At 30.6% G+C, this 14,023-nt stretch carries 19 protein-coding genes; 4 read left to right on the plus strand and 15 right to left on the minus strand.

Features of this window, described 5'->3' with window-relative positions; translation table 11 throughout:
* Positions 1-280: 280 nt before the first annotated feature.
* The 11 genes from A3GU_RS10550 to A3GU_RS0108730 all read right to left on the minus strand — a co-directional run bounded on the left by A3GU_RS10550 (position 281) and on the right by A3GU_RS0108730 (position 8,078).
* Positions 281-589 (minus strand): hypothetical protein, encoded by a 309-nt coding sequence (locus A3GU_RS10550; protein WP_245537493.1) that lies wholly within the window; start codon positions 587-589, stop codon positions 281-283.
* Positions 590-1,522: 933 nt separating this feature from the next.
* Positions 1,523-1,828 (minus strand): hypothetical protein, encoded by a 306-nt coding sequence (locus A3GU_RS0108680; protein ID WP_018367145.1) that lies wholly within the window; start codon positions 1,826-1,828, stop codon positions 1,523-1,525.
* Positions 1,815-2,213, minus strand: coding sequence for a hypothetical protein (locus A3GU_RS0108685; protein ID WP_018367146.1), 399 nt, complete (start codon positions 2,211-2,213; stop codon positions 1,815-1,817). The genes A3GU_RS0108680 and A3GU_RS0108685 overlap by 14 nt, the downstream gene beginning before the upstream one ends.
* Positions 2,201-2,611, minus strand: coding sequence for a hypothetical protein (locus tag A3GU_RS09825; RefSeq protein ID WP_245537494.1), 411 nt, complete (start codon positions 2,609-2,611; stop codon positions 2,201-2,203). The genes A3GU_RS0108685 and A3GU_RS09825 overlap by 13 nt, the downstream gene beginning before the upstream one ends.
* 47 nt (positions 2,612-2,658) lie before the next feature.
* Positions 2,659-2,910, minus strand: a complete 252-nt coding sequence (locus A3GU_RS10700) for a lipase family protein (RefSeq protein WP_018367148.1) — start codon at positions 2,908-2,910, stop codon at positions 2,659-2,661.
* Positions 2,911-3,319: 409 nt separating this feature from the next.
* Complete coding sequence (locus A3GU_RS10705) at positions 3,320-3,463, minus strand: hypothetical protein (RefSeq protein WP_245537495.1); 144 nt, start codon at positions 3,461-3,463, stop codon at positions 3,320-3,322.
* Positions 3,464-3,903: 440 nt separating this feature from the next.
* Positions 3,904-5,247 carry a sensor histidine kinase gene (locus tag A3GU_RS0108710; RefSeq protein WP_018367149.1) on the minus strand — a complete coding sequence of 448 codons (1,344 nt, stop codon included), beginning with the start codon at positions 5,245-5,247 and terminating at the stop codon, positions 3,904-3,906.
* Positions 5,226-5,894: a response regulator transcription factor gene (locus A3GU_RS0108715; protein WP_018367150.1), complete on the minus strand. Its 669-nt coding sequence runs from the start codon at positions 5,892-5,894 to the stop codon at positions 5,226-5,228. Before A3GU_RS0108715 ends, A3GU_RS0108710 begins: the two co-directional genes overlap by 22 nt.
* Position 5,895: 1 nt before the next feature.
* Positions 5,896-6,630: an ABC-2 family transporter permease gene (locus tag A3GU_RS0108720; RefSeq protein WP_018367151.1), complete on the minus strand. Its 735-nt coding sequence runs from the start codon at positions 6,628-6,630 to the stop codon at positions 5,896-5,898.
* On the minus strand, positions 6,623-7,378 hold the full coding sequence (locus tag A3GU_RS0108725) for a lantibiotic immunity ABC transporter MutE/EpiE family permease subunit (RefSeq protein ID WP_018367152.1): 756 nt from the start codon (positions 7,376-7,378) through the stop codon (positions 6,623-6,625). The genes A3GU_RS0108720 and A3GU_RS0108725 overlap by 8 nt, the downstream gene beginning before the upstream one ends.
* A gap of 1 nt (position 7,379) precedes the next feature.
* Positions 7,380-8,078 carry a lantibiotic protection ABC transporter ATP-binding subunit gene (locus tag A3GU_RS0108730; protein WP_018367153.1) on the minus strand — a complete coding sequence of 233 codons (699 nt, stop codon included), beginning with the start codon at positions 8,076-8,078 and terminating at the stop codon, positions 7,380-7,382.
* A 145-nt stretch (positions 8,079-8,223) separates the two neighbouring features.
* Between A3GU_RS0108730 and A3GU_RS10710 the strand changes: the two genes are divergently transcribed.
* Together A3GU_RS10710 and A3GU_RS10715 are read left to right on the plus strand one after the other, a co-directional pair.
* The gene (locus A3GU_RS10710; protein WP_371130779.1) at positions 8,224-8,604 is read left to right on the plus strand and encodes an IS3 family transposase; all 381 of its coding nucleotides are present in this window, start codon (positions 8,224-8,226) and stop codon (positions 8,602-8,604) included.
* Complete coding sequence (locus A3GU_RS10715) at positions 8,601-8,981, plus strand: IS3 family transposase (RefSeq protein WP_156812704.1); 381 nt, start codon at positions 8,601-8,603, stop codon at positions 8,979-8,981. Before A3GU_RS10710 ends, A3GU_RS10715 begins: the two co-directional genes overlap by 4 nt.
* A gap of 184 nt (positions 8,982-9,165) precedes the next feature.
* On the opposite strand, the gene A3GU_RS0108740 is transcribed toward A3GU_RS10715, so the two are convergent.
* The 3 genes from A3GU_RS0108740 to A3GU_RS0108750 all read right to left on the minus strand — a co-directional run bounded on the left by A3GU_RS0108740 (position 9,166) and on the right by A3GU_RS0108750 (position 12,171).
* Positions 9,166-9,993, minus strand: coding sequence for an alpha/beta hydrolase (locus A3GU_RS0108740; RefSeq protein WP_018367154.1), 828 nt, complete (start codon positions 9,991-9,993; stop codon positions 9,166-9,168).
* Positions 9,986-11,185: a PTS sugar transporter subunit IIC gene (locus tag A3GU_RS0108745; protein WP_018367155.1), complete on the minus strand. Its 1,200-nt coding sequence runs from the start codon at positions 11,183-11,185 to the stop codon at positions 9,986-9,988. The genes A3GU_RS0108740 and A3GU_RS0108745 overlap by 8 nt, the downstream gene beginning before the upstream one ends.
* A 272-nt stretch (positions 11,186-11,457) precedes the next feature.
* Positions 11,458-12,171: a trypsin-like serine peptidase gene (locus A3GU_RS0108750; protein ID WP_018367156.1), complete on the minus strand. Its 714-nt coding sequence runs from the start codon at positions 12,169-12,171 to the stop codon at positions 11,458-11,460.
* A 220-nt stretch (positions 12,172-12,391) separates the two neighbouring features.
* On the opposite strand from A3GU_RS0108750, the gene A3GU_RS10375 reads away from it, so the two are divergent.
* Positions 12,392-12,817, plus strand: a complete 426-nt coding sequence (locus A3GU_RS10375) for an LD-carboxypeptidase (RefSeq protein WP_211205198.1) — start codon at positions 12,392-12,394, stop codon at positions 12,815-12,817.
* 206 nt (positions 12,818-13,023) lie between these two features.
* A complete protein-coding gene (locus A3GU_RS10380) occupies positions 13,024-13,347 on the plus strand; it encodes a S66 peptidase family protein (protein ID WP_306676038.1) in 324 nt (107 codons plus the stop codon).
* A 376-nt stretch (positions 13,348-13,723) separates the two neighbouring features.
* On the opposite strand, the gene A3GU_RS0108760 is transcribed toward A3GU_RS10380, so the two are convergent.
* On the minus strand, positions 13,724-14,023 hold the full coding sequence (locus tag A3GU_RS0108760; protein ID WP_018367157.1) for a Spi family protease inhibitor: 300 nt from the start codon (positions 14,021-14,023) through the stop codon (positions 13,724-13,726).

The following is a 14,023-nucleotide window of genomic DNA, read 5'->3' on the forward strand; positions in this document are numbered from 1 at the left end:
TAGCAACCATTAAATTAATATTTATTTTAAAAAATTCTTTGTCAAAAAATTTACTTAAGATATAACTTAATATTAGCAATAAAATATAAAATATTTTAATATTAAGTATGTTAGAAATTTTCTCAGAATTAAAATACAAAATGCTAATTATAAGTAACACAAACCAATTTAATTTAAAAGTATGTTGGGAACCAAAAATGTAGAATGATGTACCTAGAAATAATATTGCTACTACAAAACAATACGCTTGTAACAATTTATAATTTTTCATTTCATACTCCTAGAGTGTTTTATGAAGGTACACTTCCACTGGTCCATTAGGATACCTAGCTGCAGCACGTTTATATAAACCAATCCAGCCGTTCCCGTTTGCATCTAAAATATTTGCTAAAGCACTACCTGTTGAAGCGTAAGAAGCTCCCATATAAGATAATAGAAAAGAAGCAGCATATTTTGTAATTCCAAATGCAGCAGCAACGGCACTTGCCATAGCTCCTACCCCAACATTAGTCAAAGCAGCAAAAACATTTTTACCAACAGCAATTCCAGTATATTCCCAAGGTGCTATTGGATACCAACCTCCTATCATCTCAGTAGCTCTCTTCACTCTAATAGGTGGATCCACAATATATTCTTTAGAAAAAACCTGAGTTTCTGTATTTCCCTCAGCAGTTACTTTTAAATATACAAATTTTTCATCGGAATATATTTCTGTTATTTTGTTACTATTCTGATCTTCTATAATAGTTTTAGTAATAGTTCCATTACCATCAATAAAATCATGGGTAATAACGTTATTTTCATTCGTTACTTATTGAGTAACTGTATTATTCACTTCACTTGCATATGCAATTGATGGAGCTGTATGAGCTAATACTATTAACAAGGTTCCTAATAAAACAGTAAAATATTTTATACTTTTCATAAATTTCTCCCTTTGATTGATAATGAATTATTGCTTTATTTAGGAAATATATATTTTATAAAAGAACCCCCTTTCTATCCCTAAATAAATTGTTTGCGCTTTCATTGTACTACTAAAGAAATTTTTTGTCTATCTATTTTTCAAAAATAATCTAATGTTATAATAAAATAAAAAACTAGTCTAATAGCAGGCTCATACTAATCCTTTATTTTTGCATTAAGGTAATCTGACTTATATCCTATCATAGTAATTTGTAAATATTTTTTATACAATAACTAACTATTTTAAAAATTCTATAAAAAATACTTTTGTTCTAGATTTGTTCTAGAAACAAGAAATAGCTTTAACTTTTTTAAAACAAAAATCGATAAATCCCTTGATACTACTAGATATTTTTATTTATTAATTAACTTTAAAGTCCTTTTGTTACTTGTAGGGGGCATAGTGCGAAAACGAGAAAAAGCCTTTAAAATAAGGCTTTTTTGCATATCTAAAGAGGAATTTCATTTGTCCCTAAAAAATGTAAGTTTTGGTTATTAAAAAGAGCTAAGCTGTTTAGCCCTAACCATTTTAAATTATCTTTTTTAAATATGTTTCTTAAATCGCATCATATTTTGTATTGTTTGTTTCAAGCACAGTTTCAACTTTGGTTCTAAATTGTCCTTTGATAGCTGTGTCTATTTGTCCTGATATGGATGTTATACTGGCTTTTGCGTTAGTTGCAGTAGTCGTTATCTCTTCATCATAAGTAGAAGCAATGCTTCTTCGCTTACTTTTTATTTGTGGCGCATAGACATCTGTCACTAGCATTTTATAAAGTTTCTTTTTAAGAGCCTTGATATCTTTTTTGCCAGTGATATAATCCGAGGCTTCTGAAAAAATATAATCACTAGCAATTCCCATTGTCTCTCCTTTCTGACATCAGTTGATCTATCTTACTCTCAAGTACTTGTCGCTTTTTGTAGTACTCTTGATTAGTTGCTTCTTCTAAGGCTGTTAATCTACTATGCTCTTTAGCATATTCCGTATCGAAATCACTTTGAAAGGAATCAATAATGTGATTCATAGTCATAAAAGCTTCTTCATTAAGTACATCATCTTGGCGTAGATTATGACTAGTTGCTTCGTAAGTATCCTGAAGCATCATTTTAAATTCAGAACGTTTAACTTCTAGTTCAAAGAATTTATCTGAGATAACCATGATTTTATGATGATAATCATCTTCCAACTTTTCTAACTCCCTTTGACTAGTCATGAGTTTATCATCTTTAGAATCTAATTTTCCCATGCTTTGAAATCCCCAGCTAGTTCACTATCCTTAGACAACATAGTTTCAACACCAGATTGAATATCACTCTTAAGAGTTGTATAAGTGGTTACTAATTCTTCTGCCTTTGTGACTTTCTTGTAAAAATGACTATCTGTTTTCATAACTATACTATCATAAATGACACCACCTTCTGCAAAAGCTTCTGCCAGTTCTGCTTCAGTTAACTCTATCACCCTAAACGGCATTGATTTAGTGGTGTTCCAAAGTTCTTCAGCTTCTTCTACAGCTGTTTTTGCGGATGATTTAATCTCTTCTAAAGCAGTTTCAGCAGTTGATACTAGACCACTTGCAATAACTGTAGCCTGTTCAGCATCCAAGAAGATTTGTTCGTTGGAACTTAATCCTCCTTGTGTCACTTTTTGCTTCAACTTACTAATATGAAAAATTTTTACTGTTGTTCGTGCTACGGAAAGTACCATACCAGTTGTAATGCAACATATAAAGCCTCTGATTCTCCCAAGGAGTGGCCAGTTGTAGTAATTTCTGAATTAGGATATTTATGTGATATTTTTTCAGCATATTCTAGAGCGGATTTTCCCTGAGACTTCCTAAAAGTCTTTGTTGTAGGGTCGGCTAGTAAATAGGTATCCCCACCAGCCGCCATTTCAACATCTGTATTTCTATCTAATCGATCACCTGAATTAGTTACCTGCATAAGCAATCACTATCTCACTTGTATCAGGCTCAGCTTTTGTACCTTTTTTTATTGGAGCAACTACCATTGCTTGCATACCATTTGATGTATTATCTCAAGGTGGTTCAATAACAATAAATTTATTATTACCTACAATATCCCCTGATACGATAGGATGTTATTCCTTTTTATTATCTACACTATATATATCTCTAGAGAGTTTATTATAATCTTTCTCAGAAACCATTATTTCTCCCCATAATAGATTGTTGAAATGTCATTACTGTTTTTTTCACTTATTTCACTTACTATTTGAAAATACTTTGGTGAATAATTCGATAATTCTAGTTCTCCACCTATTTTAGATTCTTCAAACGAAACTTTTTTGCTGTCATTAATTTTTGTAGATATTCTCCAAAAACCCGTCATCTCATTTTTTCAAACTCGATAAACTCAACTTTTTTATTTGTTCACCATTCGTTAATTCAACATGTTGTTTTATATAATTTACGATTCTATCTTGTTCCCGTTTTTTTGAGGATGCTTCAGAATCTGCAAAAAGATTTTTCATCACTAGCCCTCTCCTAAGATTAGTATAATTACTATTAGCAAATACCATATACGTTTTTTCATAATCAAACAAACCTCTGTTTTTCTTATATCAACTTAAATAGTTAGCTTCTATATCAAGTAATGAATATACCTCATTTCATTATAATAAAATTTTAAAGTCTATGCTTTCTTTTTTATTTCATAACTTAGATTAATTTATATAATTATAGGTATCGTGATGAATTATAAATAAATTTTCGATAGACGTTATTACTATTTGCCCACCAAAATTTTATTTTTAGATACTGTAACACCAGTAAACAATTAAAAAAGGTTCTAAGTGCCTCCTATCATAACTTTTCGCACTTTATTAACGATCTTTTATTTTACCCGTAGGGGCATTAAACTATACAAGAAAAAGCCTTTTCCCAAAGGCTTTTTCTTGTATAAAGAGGATTCATATTATTTTTGGAAAATCATTTCAACAACAGCACCTGTCTTCAAACTTTCATTTATATTATTAATACTTAATCTTCCATTATTTTGTTCAACGATATTTTTTACAATGTACAACCCTACTCCATTTACTGAACAATCATTATTTTTACATGTTACATATTTTTGTGTTGCACTCGCCAAAATATTATCATCAAAACCAGGTCCTTCATCAGAAATAGTAATTATGTATTTGTCCTTAAAATCAGAAAATGAAGCTGTAATTTTTGTTCTTTCTTGTGAATTCTCAACTGCATTAACAATAACATTTTGTAGGGCCACTGAAATCTCTTCTTTATCTAGTTGAATGTTACTTATGTCTTTATTAAAAATGTAAAGTTGTCTATTATAGGCTAAACAAATATTGTTAACTATCGAAATCCAATAATCTAGAATAGTATCATCTAACTTTTGTTTCTCAGCTTTAGTGTTTTCAGAGAATTGACTTAATTTATCAATATATTTTTCAAGCCTATTTACTCCACTCTCTAGTTGCAGAATATATTCATTAGAATGGTAATTGGTTTCTTCCTTAAAAAGTTCAATATTTCCTTTTATTAGAGTAATAGGAGTACGAACATCATGTGTGACAGAATCGATTAAATCTTTTTGTCTTTCTTGCATCTCCCACTGATTTTGTAATGATTCCTTTAAACTTTTTGCTAGTCTATCTAAAGACTTCAACACATTATTTATTTCTTTGTATCTAGATTTTTCTCTAGGAAAATCCAATTTCATCTCTTGTATATATGAGTTGGCAGATGAAATTTTTTTTATTTCTCTAATTAATAAATTGTAAAATCTACTGATAATAATTATAAAACCTATTATCCATATGACTAATAGAAGGAATAAGTAGAATATTTCAAAGTTTCCAACGACATTATATATCTTCTCGGAGGCTGGAATTACTGTCATTCTATAACTAAGAATAAGTTCTTGATTCCCTGTTGAAAAATATCTAAAAATTTTATTACCAATTATGTCATTGGTTCTTGATTCACCATTCTTTTTAGCACTTTTCTCTAAATTTTTATACTTTTTGTCGATGGTTGATTTAATCACTCTATTATCTTCAATGAATGTATAATCATAATAATATGGTATATCATCAAGTTTCAACTTATATTGTTTAAATTTCTTCTCAATTTTAATAGAGTTTTTTTCTGAATAGTTAGCAGGGTATAATATCTTATTATATATAAGGTTATTAAGCAGTAAATAAGCGAATACAATAATGAAAAATGTGTAAATTAATTCATAAATAGAAAACTTAGCTATTAAATATTTTAAACCTTTTCTATTTCCCACTTATAACCTACTCCCCAAATTGTTTTTATTGGATTTATTCCCAAACTTATAAATTTTTTTCTAATTAATTTAATTCTCTCGGTTATGGATGTATTACTATTGCCGTTTCCATCATAACCATATAGTTTCATATAAATTTTTTCTTTCGAAAAAACCTGTCCTTTATTTTTAAGTAATAACTCACAAATATCGTATTCACTTGATGTAAGTTTAACTTCACTATCAAAACAAAATAATTGTCTGGATAGAATATCACAAGAAACCATAGAGTCAATGATACGAACATGTTTTTCACGATGTTCTCTTCTTATATGGGCATCTACTCTTGCCCTAAGTTCATTGATTGAAAACGGTTTGGTTATGTAGTCATCAGCACCCAATGCAAAACCTTCAACTTTATCTTTTTCAAAATCTTTTGCCGTTAATAGTAATATGGGGGCATCTACATAATTTCTATATTTTTTTAGAAAATCAAAACCACTAATTTCTGGCATCATAATATCTAAAATAATCAAGTCATATTCTTTTAGTTTATTTGGATCAATATTGCTAGGTATCAATAATGTATCAACGAGATAACTCTTATATAGTATGGTTTCAATCATTTTCAATAAGTCAATATCATCATCAATTACTAATATCTTCATATTATTCCTCCAAATAATTGATTCCTTCCCACTTATTATACCATTCTGTAGCAACATAAAGTAAAACTAATGTTAGTAGAATAGATAATAATGAATAAAGCATTATTATCTCTGTACCACTTTGACCTTTTCCATAATCTAATGCTAATTTTACGGACCAAACAAAAGGTAAATATCTCCAAATAATAATACCTAAGTCTGTTGTCCCTAGTAGAATAGATGCCAAAGTAGTAAAACAACCAATTAGTATGCTACCTGTATAGTTATATTTTAAGGTAATAAATTGATAGCAAATAATCATTGGACATAATGATATATTAGTTAAAAAAAAGAATGTTATAAATTGAGTCAAACTAATTTGAACAGAACTAAAAACCATCAAAAACGTTACAAATAAAGTAATAGCTATAATTTCAATACTTATTACAATTAATAGCATCAAAAAAAATTTACTAAGAAATATTAACCTTCTGCTTATTCCTACTCTTAATTCATTCGCGTAGTAACAAGCAGCTTTATCAGCCTCATATAACATCGGAACAAAAAAGCTAACTGCAAACGTTGCTACAATAATAAACAGTCCAAAAAATGAAAATACTTCAACTCCTTTAAGAACATTTCCAACTGATAAATAGCTACAAAAAATAAAGGTAAAAGTAATTGGACAAATTAATAAAAAACTTCTTATAGGCATCCTTTTTGTTCTAAGCCACTGAGAATAAATACTTTTAATCATAAGCCTTGCTCCTTTTAAAAATAAGCAGAATAACTACTGACATAATATAAACTCCTATACTTAGAGCTATACCAATATTAACACTATTCATATCCAAAAATGGAGAGCCTTTTTCTAAAAATGTTCCATTTGGATGAACTTTTATAATTGGTGTCAATATACGTAAATTATAGGACCAAGGAAAGAATACCCATGCTTTATTTACTGCTAGGATTGCTGAGGGAAAGGTTAAAAGAAAATTTATAAGCAGAAGAAAAAATTTCTTTCCAATAAGTCTATTGATAATGAATGATATTCCAATTACAGGTAGACTTCCAATAAATAGAATCAAAGTCGCTAAAATTATATTATTAAAATATATCTCTTCGTGTAAAATAGTAGTTCCAAAGAAAAAAATTAATAATGAAGAAATTACCAAGATAATGAACAACTCTATAATGACAACTATATTTTTCGCTATAAACATTTTTTGTTCATTTAGTCCTAAACTACGTTGAAAAATATAATGGTAACTTTTCTCTTTATTATTAATATTTATGACTAGTAAACTTAATATAATAGGTAAAACCATAATTGGGTACCAATTAAAAGCTGTAGCCATCAAATAGCTTTTCCCTTCTGGGCTTTTCCCCATTAACATCCCCATAATAATATTGAAGATAATAAAAATCGGGGGTACTAACATCATTAATTTAATATTAGCCGAACGCTTTTCTTTAATAATTTCTGATTTGATTTCATCAAACATTTTATACTCCTTCCCTTTTTATGATTTCCATAAATAAGTCTTCTAAATGAGATTCCTTCATATCATTGGGCCCTTCATAACAGAATCGTCCTTTATTGATTATTCCGACTTTATCAGCCACTTGTTGGACTTCACTTAAAATATGACTTGATAGAATAATTGTTATCCCTTGATCTGCAAATTTCCTAATCAATTTTCTCAACTCCTGTATACCTATTGGATCTAAACCATTAGTAGGTTCATCAAGAATTAATAATTTAGGACTATTAATAAGAGCCATTGCAATCCCAAGCCTTTGCTTCATCCCAAGGGAGAATTCCTTTGCTCTTTTATTTCCCGTGTTTTGAAGAGTAACAATATTTAAAACCTCATTGATTCTTGTCTTATCTATATTCAATAATGTTGTTAATACTTCTAAGTTTTCGGTTGCTGTTAAGTTTGGGTAGATAGCGGGATTCTCAATAATAGCTCCCACCTTCCTTAAATCATTACCTTTTAGTTTATTTCCTTCAAATAGTATTTCTCCTGAATTAGGTTGAATGACTTTAGTAATAAGTTTTAACAGAGTTGACTTTCCTGCTCCATTCGGTCCCAGTAAACCATAAACTGTACCCTTTTCGACATTTATAGATACTTTATCCAAAACGATCTGTTTTCTATAGATTTTTGTTAAATCTTTTGTTTCAATAATATTCGTCATTTTAATACCTCCTATTTATAAGATGTATTCTAAACAATAAAAATAACTAAATTATAACTTTAAATTATCTTCACTTAAAATAATTGCTTATTTAAAATATCTTCTCAAAGCAGTAAATCTAGCTAAATCAACCTATTATTTTGAGATTGGCAAGAGAGATGTCGTTGCTTTAAGAAACGAAGATTTACTTAAAAGTATTTTTGAGTCAAACAAGTGTAGATATGGTGTTAGACGAGTCTATCAAGAACTGATTAACCGTGGATACAAAGTGAACCATAAGAGAGTTCAACGTCTCATGCATGAAGAAGGATTAATAGGCAAACGTCCGAAGGAAAAATATCATTCATATAAAGGAGAGGTAGGAAAAATTGCCGACAATATAATTGCTAGAAACTTTAACACAACTGCGCCTTTACAACAATGGACTACAGATGTATCTCAGTTCAATTTTTCATGGGGAAAGTGTTATATATCGCCGGTTTTAGACATGAATACAAATGAGATCATATCATATGATTATCTATGAGTCCTAATCTGGAACAGATAAGAAGAATTCTCAGTAGAGCTTTCAATAAGTTCCCTTCAATAGAAGGTCTTATATTTCATACTGATCAAGGCTGGCAGTATCAACATCCCTATTTTAGAAATACATTACACAAACATGGTATTATCCAGTCTATGTCGCAGAAAGGAAACTGTTATGATAATTGTATAATGGAGACATTTTTTGGAAGGTTAAAAAATGAGATGTATTATGGCTATGAGAAAGACTATTCTTCATTTGAGGAATTCTCAAGAGCTCTTGAGGAATATATAGATTATTATAATAACAAAAGAATTCAGGTAAAAACAAAATGGATGCCTCCTGTACAATACAGGATAACATCCATGGGTTCCGCCTAGTTTATAAGTATGTGTCCAGGATTCTGGATACATATTAAGGGTTATTTGGGTTATTTTTAAATAATCAAACAACAGCTATCGTCTTAAAAGGTTCTGTTGGGGAGTTGTACTTGCAACTGCCCTTTTCTTTTAGCATTATATCCTAGGGAACAAAATAAGCAACTTCAAAATATGAGTTTCACCTTTATTTGGGTCTTCCTACACTTAAGATTTTTTCAGCTACATACTGAATAACTTCTGGGTTACTAGGTAGGTCTGAATGACTAGCATCAATACCTGTTACAGTTACTTGTGTATAATGTTTAACAACCTTCTGGAAAATGAATTTGCCTGTCTCAACACTTGCAAAGGGAACAATTTTATCATCTTCATATGAGTCTGTTCCCGCTAAATTGTAGACTAACAAGCTACTAGGAATGGCTTCATGATCATCAATTAAGTCTTTTAACATTTGCGTTCTATTGGATGGATTACTTTCTTCAAAATTATAGGGTGTCCCAATTGTTATTAATTTTTCGATGTGAAAATTTTCTGAAGAATAATATTTCTCTAAAAAGAGAGTCCAATTCAAGCCACCATTTGAATGTCCTATAGCATTAAATCGTTTAAAATGATACTGCTTTTGTAGATCCGTCATAGCTAGACTTAACCACTTAGCTTGTTTTTTGATATTATCGTACCCATCTTGATTATTTTCAAAGGCAATGACAATAAATGGATGATTATCGTTACTTGTAATATTACCACTATAAATCAATTTGTCTGTTTTAGAAACAACCACTTTTAAAATACTGTATTTTCTGTGAACACTGTTTAGAGCAGACAACATGTCATTAAAACGTTCTTTCGTCGCACTAGAACCTGGAACAAAGATACTTGGCTCCATTTGAGAGCGCACAAGGGCTTTTTGTTGATTACTTACTTTATTAACATAGTTTTTTCCTAAAATACTTAAGAAAATAAAAGCAATAAGTGTCAGTCCAAAAAGAAACCAGTATCTCTTTTTAATCATATAAGGCCTCCCTCTGGAATGCCCTTTTGATAAAAGGCAAATAGATCAAGACTGAAACTACTAAAATAATACCAATAACAATAAAATAACGCCAATCACCATTGCTGGCTAAAAAACCCATTAACAGATTAGGAGTTCCCACAGGAACACTATAAACTGCTGGATGTAACCACTTCAACCATAAAAATAAGGCGCCTATAGCTTCCGCACCAAGGCTAACTAGAATCATTGGTATCAGCAAAACTGGCTCTAATATAATGGGTAGACCTAATAAGAAGGCTAGCTGTTGATCACATAAAACGGGAACTAAACAGATTAAAGATAGCTTGAAATGATAAGACTTGTTTAATTTCTTACTTTCGATCAAAACAGCAATCAGAAGTGGCAAAATCATTCCTAAGCCCCCAAGCATCGCAAAGCTATCACGCAAGGTATAAAATGTAAACAAGTGAGGAATAGTCGTCACATGCTCTGTGAGCGTTGCGTTTAAATTATCTGTCGTTGTAGAAAGGTCAAGTGACGGCGTCTGCAAGATAAAGGGAACCAAAAAGCCAAAATTTTGCAAAAAAATAGCTAGGCTTGTCCAGGCAAATATCATTGTCAAATGAGTCGGACCCATTCCTAAAAGTGACAATGTTGCTGTTTGAACCAGTAAATCCGGACTAGAAGTTAGATGTGCAGCTAAGAAATTACCCAGACTATAAGTAAGATAGGTAGTTAAAAGAATTAAAATAAATTTTTGATTTGGAGTAAGATGCTTAATAACCAGCCTTATCACAATAAGAACAAGTCCCAGGAGCCCAAGCAGTAACCAAAAAGGAGTTTGAGCAAAATAATTATTAAAATTATTACTCCTTGTATAGAGAATCCAGATCAAAAAAAATACAAACCAAGGTAAGCGCGATACCTCATGCTCCTTTGAGCTTAAATAATCAGATAAGATACCATAGATAAAGTAGCCTGTCATAATCATCATGACAAGTTTTGATAGTTCAGTTAATTGACGTGACAAAAGATGCATCCATTTTTGAGAATAAAATGTCACATTACTAGTTTCTGCCAAAAAAGAATTAGGGGATAAAAAAATATCTTGGCTCAGCTCTAACCAAGAATAGACTAAAGCTAAGGGTACTAATTTTCGTAAATTATTACGGAAAACAGAGGTAAATGAATTGATATAATTGGCTATCATAAAACCTACTTCCTCTCTATCAGGCAAAGAAAATCCATGTTTATAGGTTAGTAACTATTCTAACACAAAGTACCCCAAGTAAACTAGAAAAGATTAAAAACACAAACTTCTTAATCTTTTTCTTGAAAAAATCTGCACAAGCTATCGTGGCTTGATTAAGAATAATCCATTCAGATATCAACAATTAGTTTAAACAATTGTCTAATAGGCTATAAAAATATATAACTTTTTAACACATTAATTAAGTATCGTTTAAATAAGTAGCTTCTTTATTATTTATTTTTATTAATCCAATCAGCTAACCTTTTATCTATCGGTGTTACTATACTCTCATTTTTAGATTGACCCTGTAAAACTCCTAGGAATTTATCTCCTTCTTCTAAGAAAACTCCTGAGCCAGATTGTCCAGGCCTAGATGGCATATTGGCTGATATCTGACGAGTTATTGGATTGTAATTTGTAATAATACCTCTACTTTTATATTGTTTATACCCAGTCAAACTTCTATCAGGGTAACCATAAGAATATACTCTTTTCCCCTTTAACATTTTTAAATCTTCTAGTGAAAACGAACTTATATCAGTAGTAATATCTTTTAAATACTTCCTATAATCAGAGCTCATATCGCTATCTGTCCCTTTTATAACTGCTATGTCTTCAGCATTATCCGGAATATATGAACTAATATTCATCATACCAAATGGTGTCTGTAACCCAGATTGCCCAGGATAAACAGCACCTATATATCCTTCCTTATTCTGATTCCCCACACAATGCCTAGCAGTTAAGCCAACTTTACTTGTTATCATCACAGCAGAACAATAGTTTGAATAAGTTGGAACATACCTTGCGGCAGTCTTACTCTTAGGATCTATTTGCGTATCAGTTATTAAAGTTGAAGTCCCTTCTTCTTGTGCCTGTACAGTGTTTAATAAAAGCAAAGATAATGAAGCGCCTACTAAAATTAATGTAATCGTCTTTCTCATGGAAAAACCTCCTATTCATAACATAAGTTTTTTAATTTCATTAATATATATTAACATATTCTCATATAATTAAATTTCTTAAGAGAGTTTATATACTAGTTCTTATTCACTTATTGCTTGAAAGAATTATAAATGATAGATTGGAACTTAGTTTAAATTATTATTAACTTAGTATACAATAGTGATAAGTAAGCTTGACAAATTAGTAAGGAGATATGGTATGAAAATTCAAAATCTAAAAATTGGAGATACAATAGGTATTTTTTCATCGTCCTCCCCTGCAACTGAATTTGGTAAAAAGCGTTATGAACGAGCTAAAAAGTTTTGGCTTGATAAAGGTTTTAATATTAAAGAAGGTAAGCTAACTGGTAAGAGTGGCCATTACCGTTCTGGCACTATCGAACAAAGAAGTCAAGAATTAAATGAACTTATCTATGATTCCAACATAAAATGTATTATGGCTACAATTGGTGGAGTAAATTCCAACTCTCTCTTACCATATATTGATTACGATTATTTAAAACAGCAGCCCAAAATTATCATTGACTATTCAGATATTACAGCAATACTATTTGCTATTTACGCTAAAACCGGACTGAACATCTACTATGGTAGCATCTTTTGGAGAGTTTCCTCCCTTAGTTAATGCAACATCTGATTACTTTTCAGATATTTTAATTAATCCCCAACCCCTTCCTTATTGCCTACTCCAAGTTATTGGACAGAAGAAAGGATTGATTGGGAAACACAAGATCGGGCTAAGGTAACATTGAACAATACTTTAATAACTGTAAATCCTGGAAAAGTGACTGGAAGACTTATTGCTGGTAATTTAAATACAATGACTGGAATCTGGGCACTGAATATATGTCAGAAACAAAAACTGGTGATATTTTATTAATAGAAGATTCTATGAAAAATCCTGCTATTATTAAAAGAAGCTTTGCACTTTTAAAAATAAGTGGTGTATTTAATCGACTTGGTGGATTAATTTTAGGAAAACATGAAGGATTTGATGATCTTGGTACAAATAAAAAAACCTATCAAATACTAGAAGAAGTTATGGGGAATGTTTCCTTTCCTGTTTTAGCTAAATTTGATTGTAGTCATACCCATCCTATGTTAACCGTCCCCATAGGTAGTCTTGTTACATTAAACAGACACTTACCCTATTAGCCTATTAGAATGTTATTCTACCTTATTCTTACCATACTATCTAAAATTCCCTGACATCGCTGTCAGGGGAATTTGTATTTACTTACACAATTTCTATTTAATTTGGATAGTAAAAGTGTTGAGGTTCTTATTTTAATCTTATTTTTTGTATATTAAAGAAATAGCAAAAGGACCGAGTCGGGTCTCAGAAGACTCAGTCCTTTACTAAGAAAGCTTTTTGAAGCAAGACTAGTAGGTTGTAACTACTGCTTGTAAAAGTGAGTGGCTTTTTTTGTAAACAATATCCTCTAGATAGGTAACTATCAGCTTTAGAGTATTTGCGTAACTATTTTTAAAAGTATGGTTGAATGGCTTGAGAAACTTACTATCTGAGGGGTTAATCAATAGTTTTTATTTGTTCCTGATAACTTTCTACCATATCCCGTACACTCTCTTTTTTGAGATCAAGGTTATTATCAAAAGAATAACCTAAAATAGTGTAGGCTCTAGTGTCACCTGATACTATAATAAAGCCTGCAGGAAACAGAGCATATATATATAACTCGCCATCTGCATTATCTCCAACTAGAGGATAAATCAACTTGTCTACATCTATGCTACTTTGTGATTGTTCTTCACAAAATTTTTTAGCTATTGTATGTGCTTGCTTTTCTGTTCTAACGAAATCCATATTCAT

The organism is Streptococcus didelphis DSM 15616 (genome assembly GCF_000380005.1).
In the GTDB taxonomy this organism is placed as follows: Bacteria; Bacillota; Bacilli; order Lactobacillales; family Streptococcaceae; genus Streptococcus; species Streptococcus didelphis.

Coding starts and splice junctions, on each gene's coding strand:
- A3GU_RS10550 (WP_245537493.1), bottom strand. CDS start 589: ATGATAGGAGGTTGGTATCCAATAGCACCTTGGGAATATACTGGAATT.
- A3GU_RS0108680 (WP_018367145.1), bottom strand. CDS start 1,828: ATGGGAATTGCTAGTGATTATATTTTTTCAGAAGCCTCGGATTATATC.
- A3GU_RS0108685 (WP_018367146.1), bottom strand. CDS start 2,213: ATGGGAAAATTAGATTCTAAAGATGATAAACTCATGACTAGTCAAAGG.
- A3GU_RS10700 (WP_018367148.1), bottom strand. CDS start 2,910: ATGCAGGTAACTAATTCAGGTGATCGATTAGATAGAAATACAGATGTT.
- A3GU_RS0108715 (WP_018367150.1), bottom strand. CDS start 5,894: ATGAAGATATTAGTAATTGATGATGATATTGACTTATTGAAAATGATT.
- A3GU_RS0108720 (WP_018367151.1), bottom strand. CDS start 6,630: ATGATTAAAAGTATTTATTCTCAGTGGCTTAGAACAAAAAGGATGCCT.
- A3GU_RS0108725 (WP_018367152.1), bottom strand. CDS start 7,378: ATGTTTGATGAAATCAAATCAGAAATTATTAAAGAAAAGCGTTCGGCT.
- A3GU_RS0108730 (WP_018367153.1), bottom strand. CDS start 8,078: ATGACGAATATTATTGAAACAAAAGATTTAACAAAAATCTATAGAAAA.
- A3GU_RS10715 (WP_156812704.1), top strand. CDS start 8,601: ATGAGTCCTAATCTGGAACAGATAAGAAGAATTCTCAGTAGAGCTTTC.
- A3GU_RS0108740 (WP_018367154.1), bottom strand. CDS start 9,993: ATGATTAAAAAGAGATACTGGTTTCTTTTTGGACTGACACTTATTGCT.
- A3GU_RS0108745 (WP_018367155.1), bottom strand. CDS start 11,185: ATGATAGCCAATTATATCAATTCATTTACCTCTGTTTTCCGTAATAAT.
- A3GU_RS0108750 (WP_018367156.1), bottom strand. CDS start 12,171: ATGAGAAAGACGATTACATTAATTTTAGTAGGCGCTTCATTATCTTTG.
- A3GU_RS10375 (WP_211205198.1), top strand. CDS start 12,392: ATGAAAATTCAAAATCTAAAAATTGGAGATACAATAGGTATTTTTTCA.
- A3GU_RS0108760 (WP_018367157.1), bottom strand. CDS start 14,023: ATGAATATGGATTTCGTTAGAACAGAAAAGCAAGCACATACAATAGCT.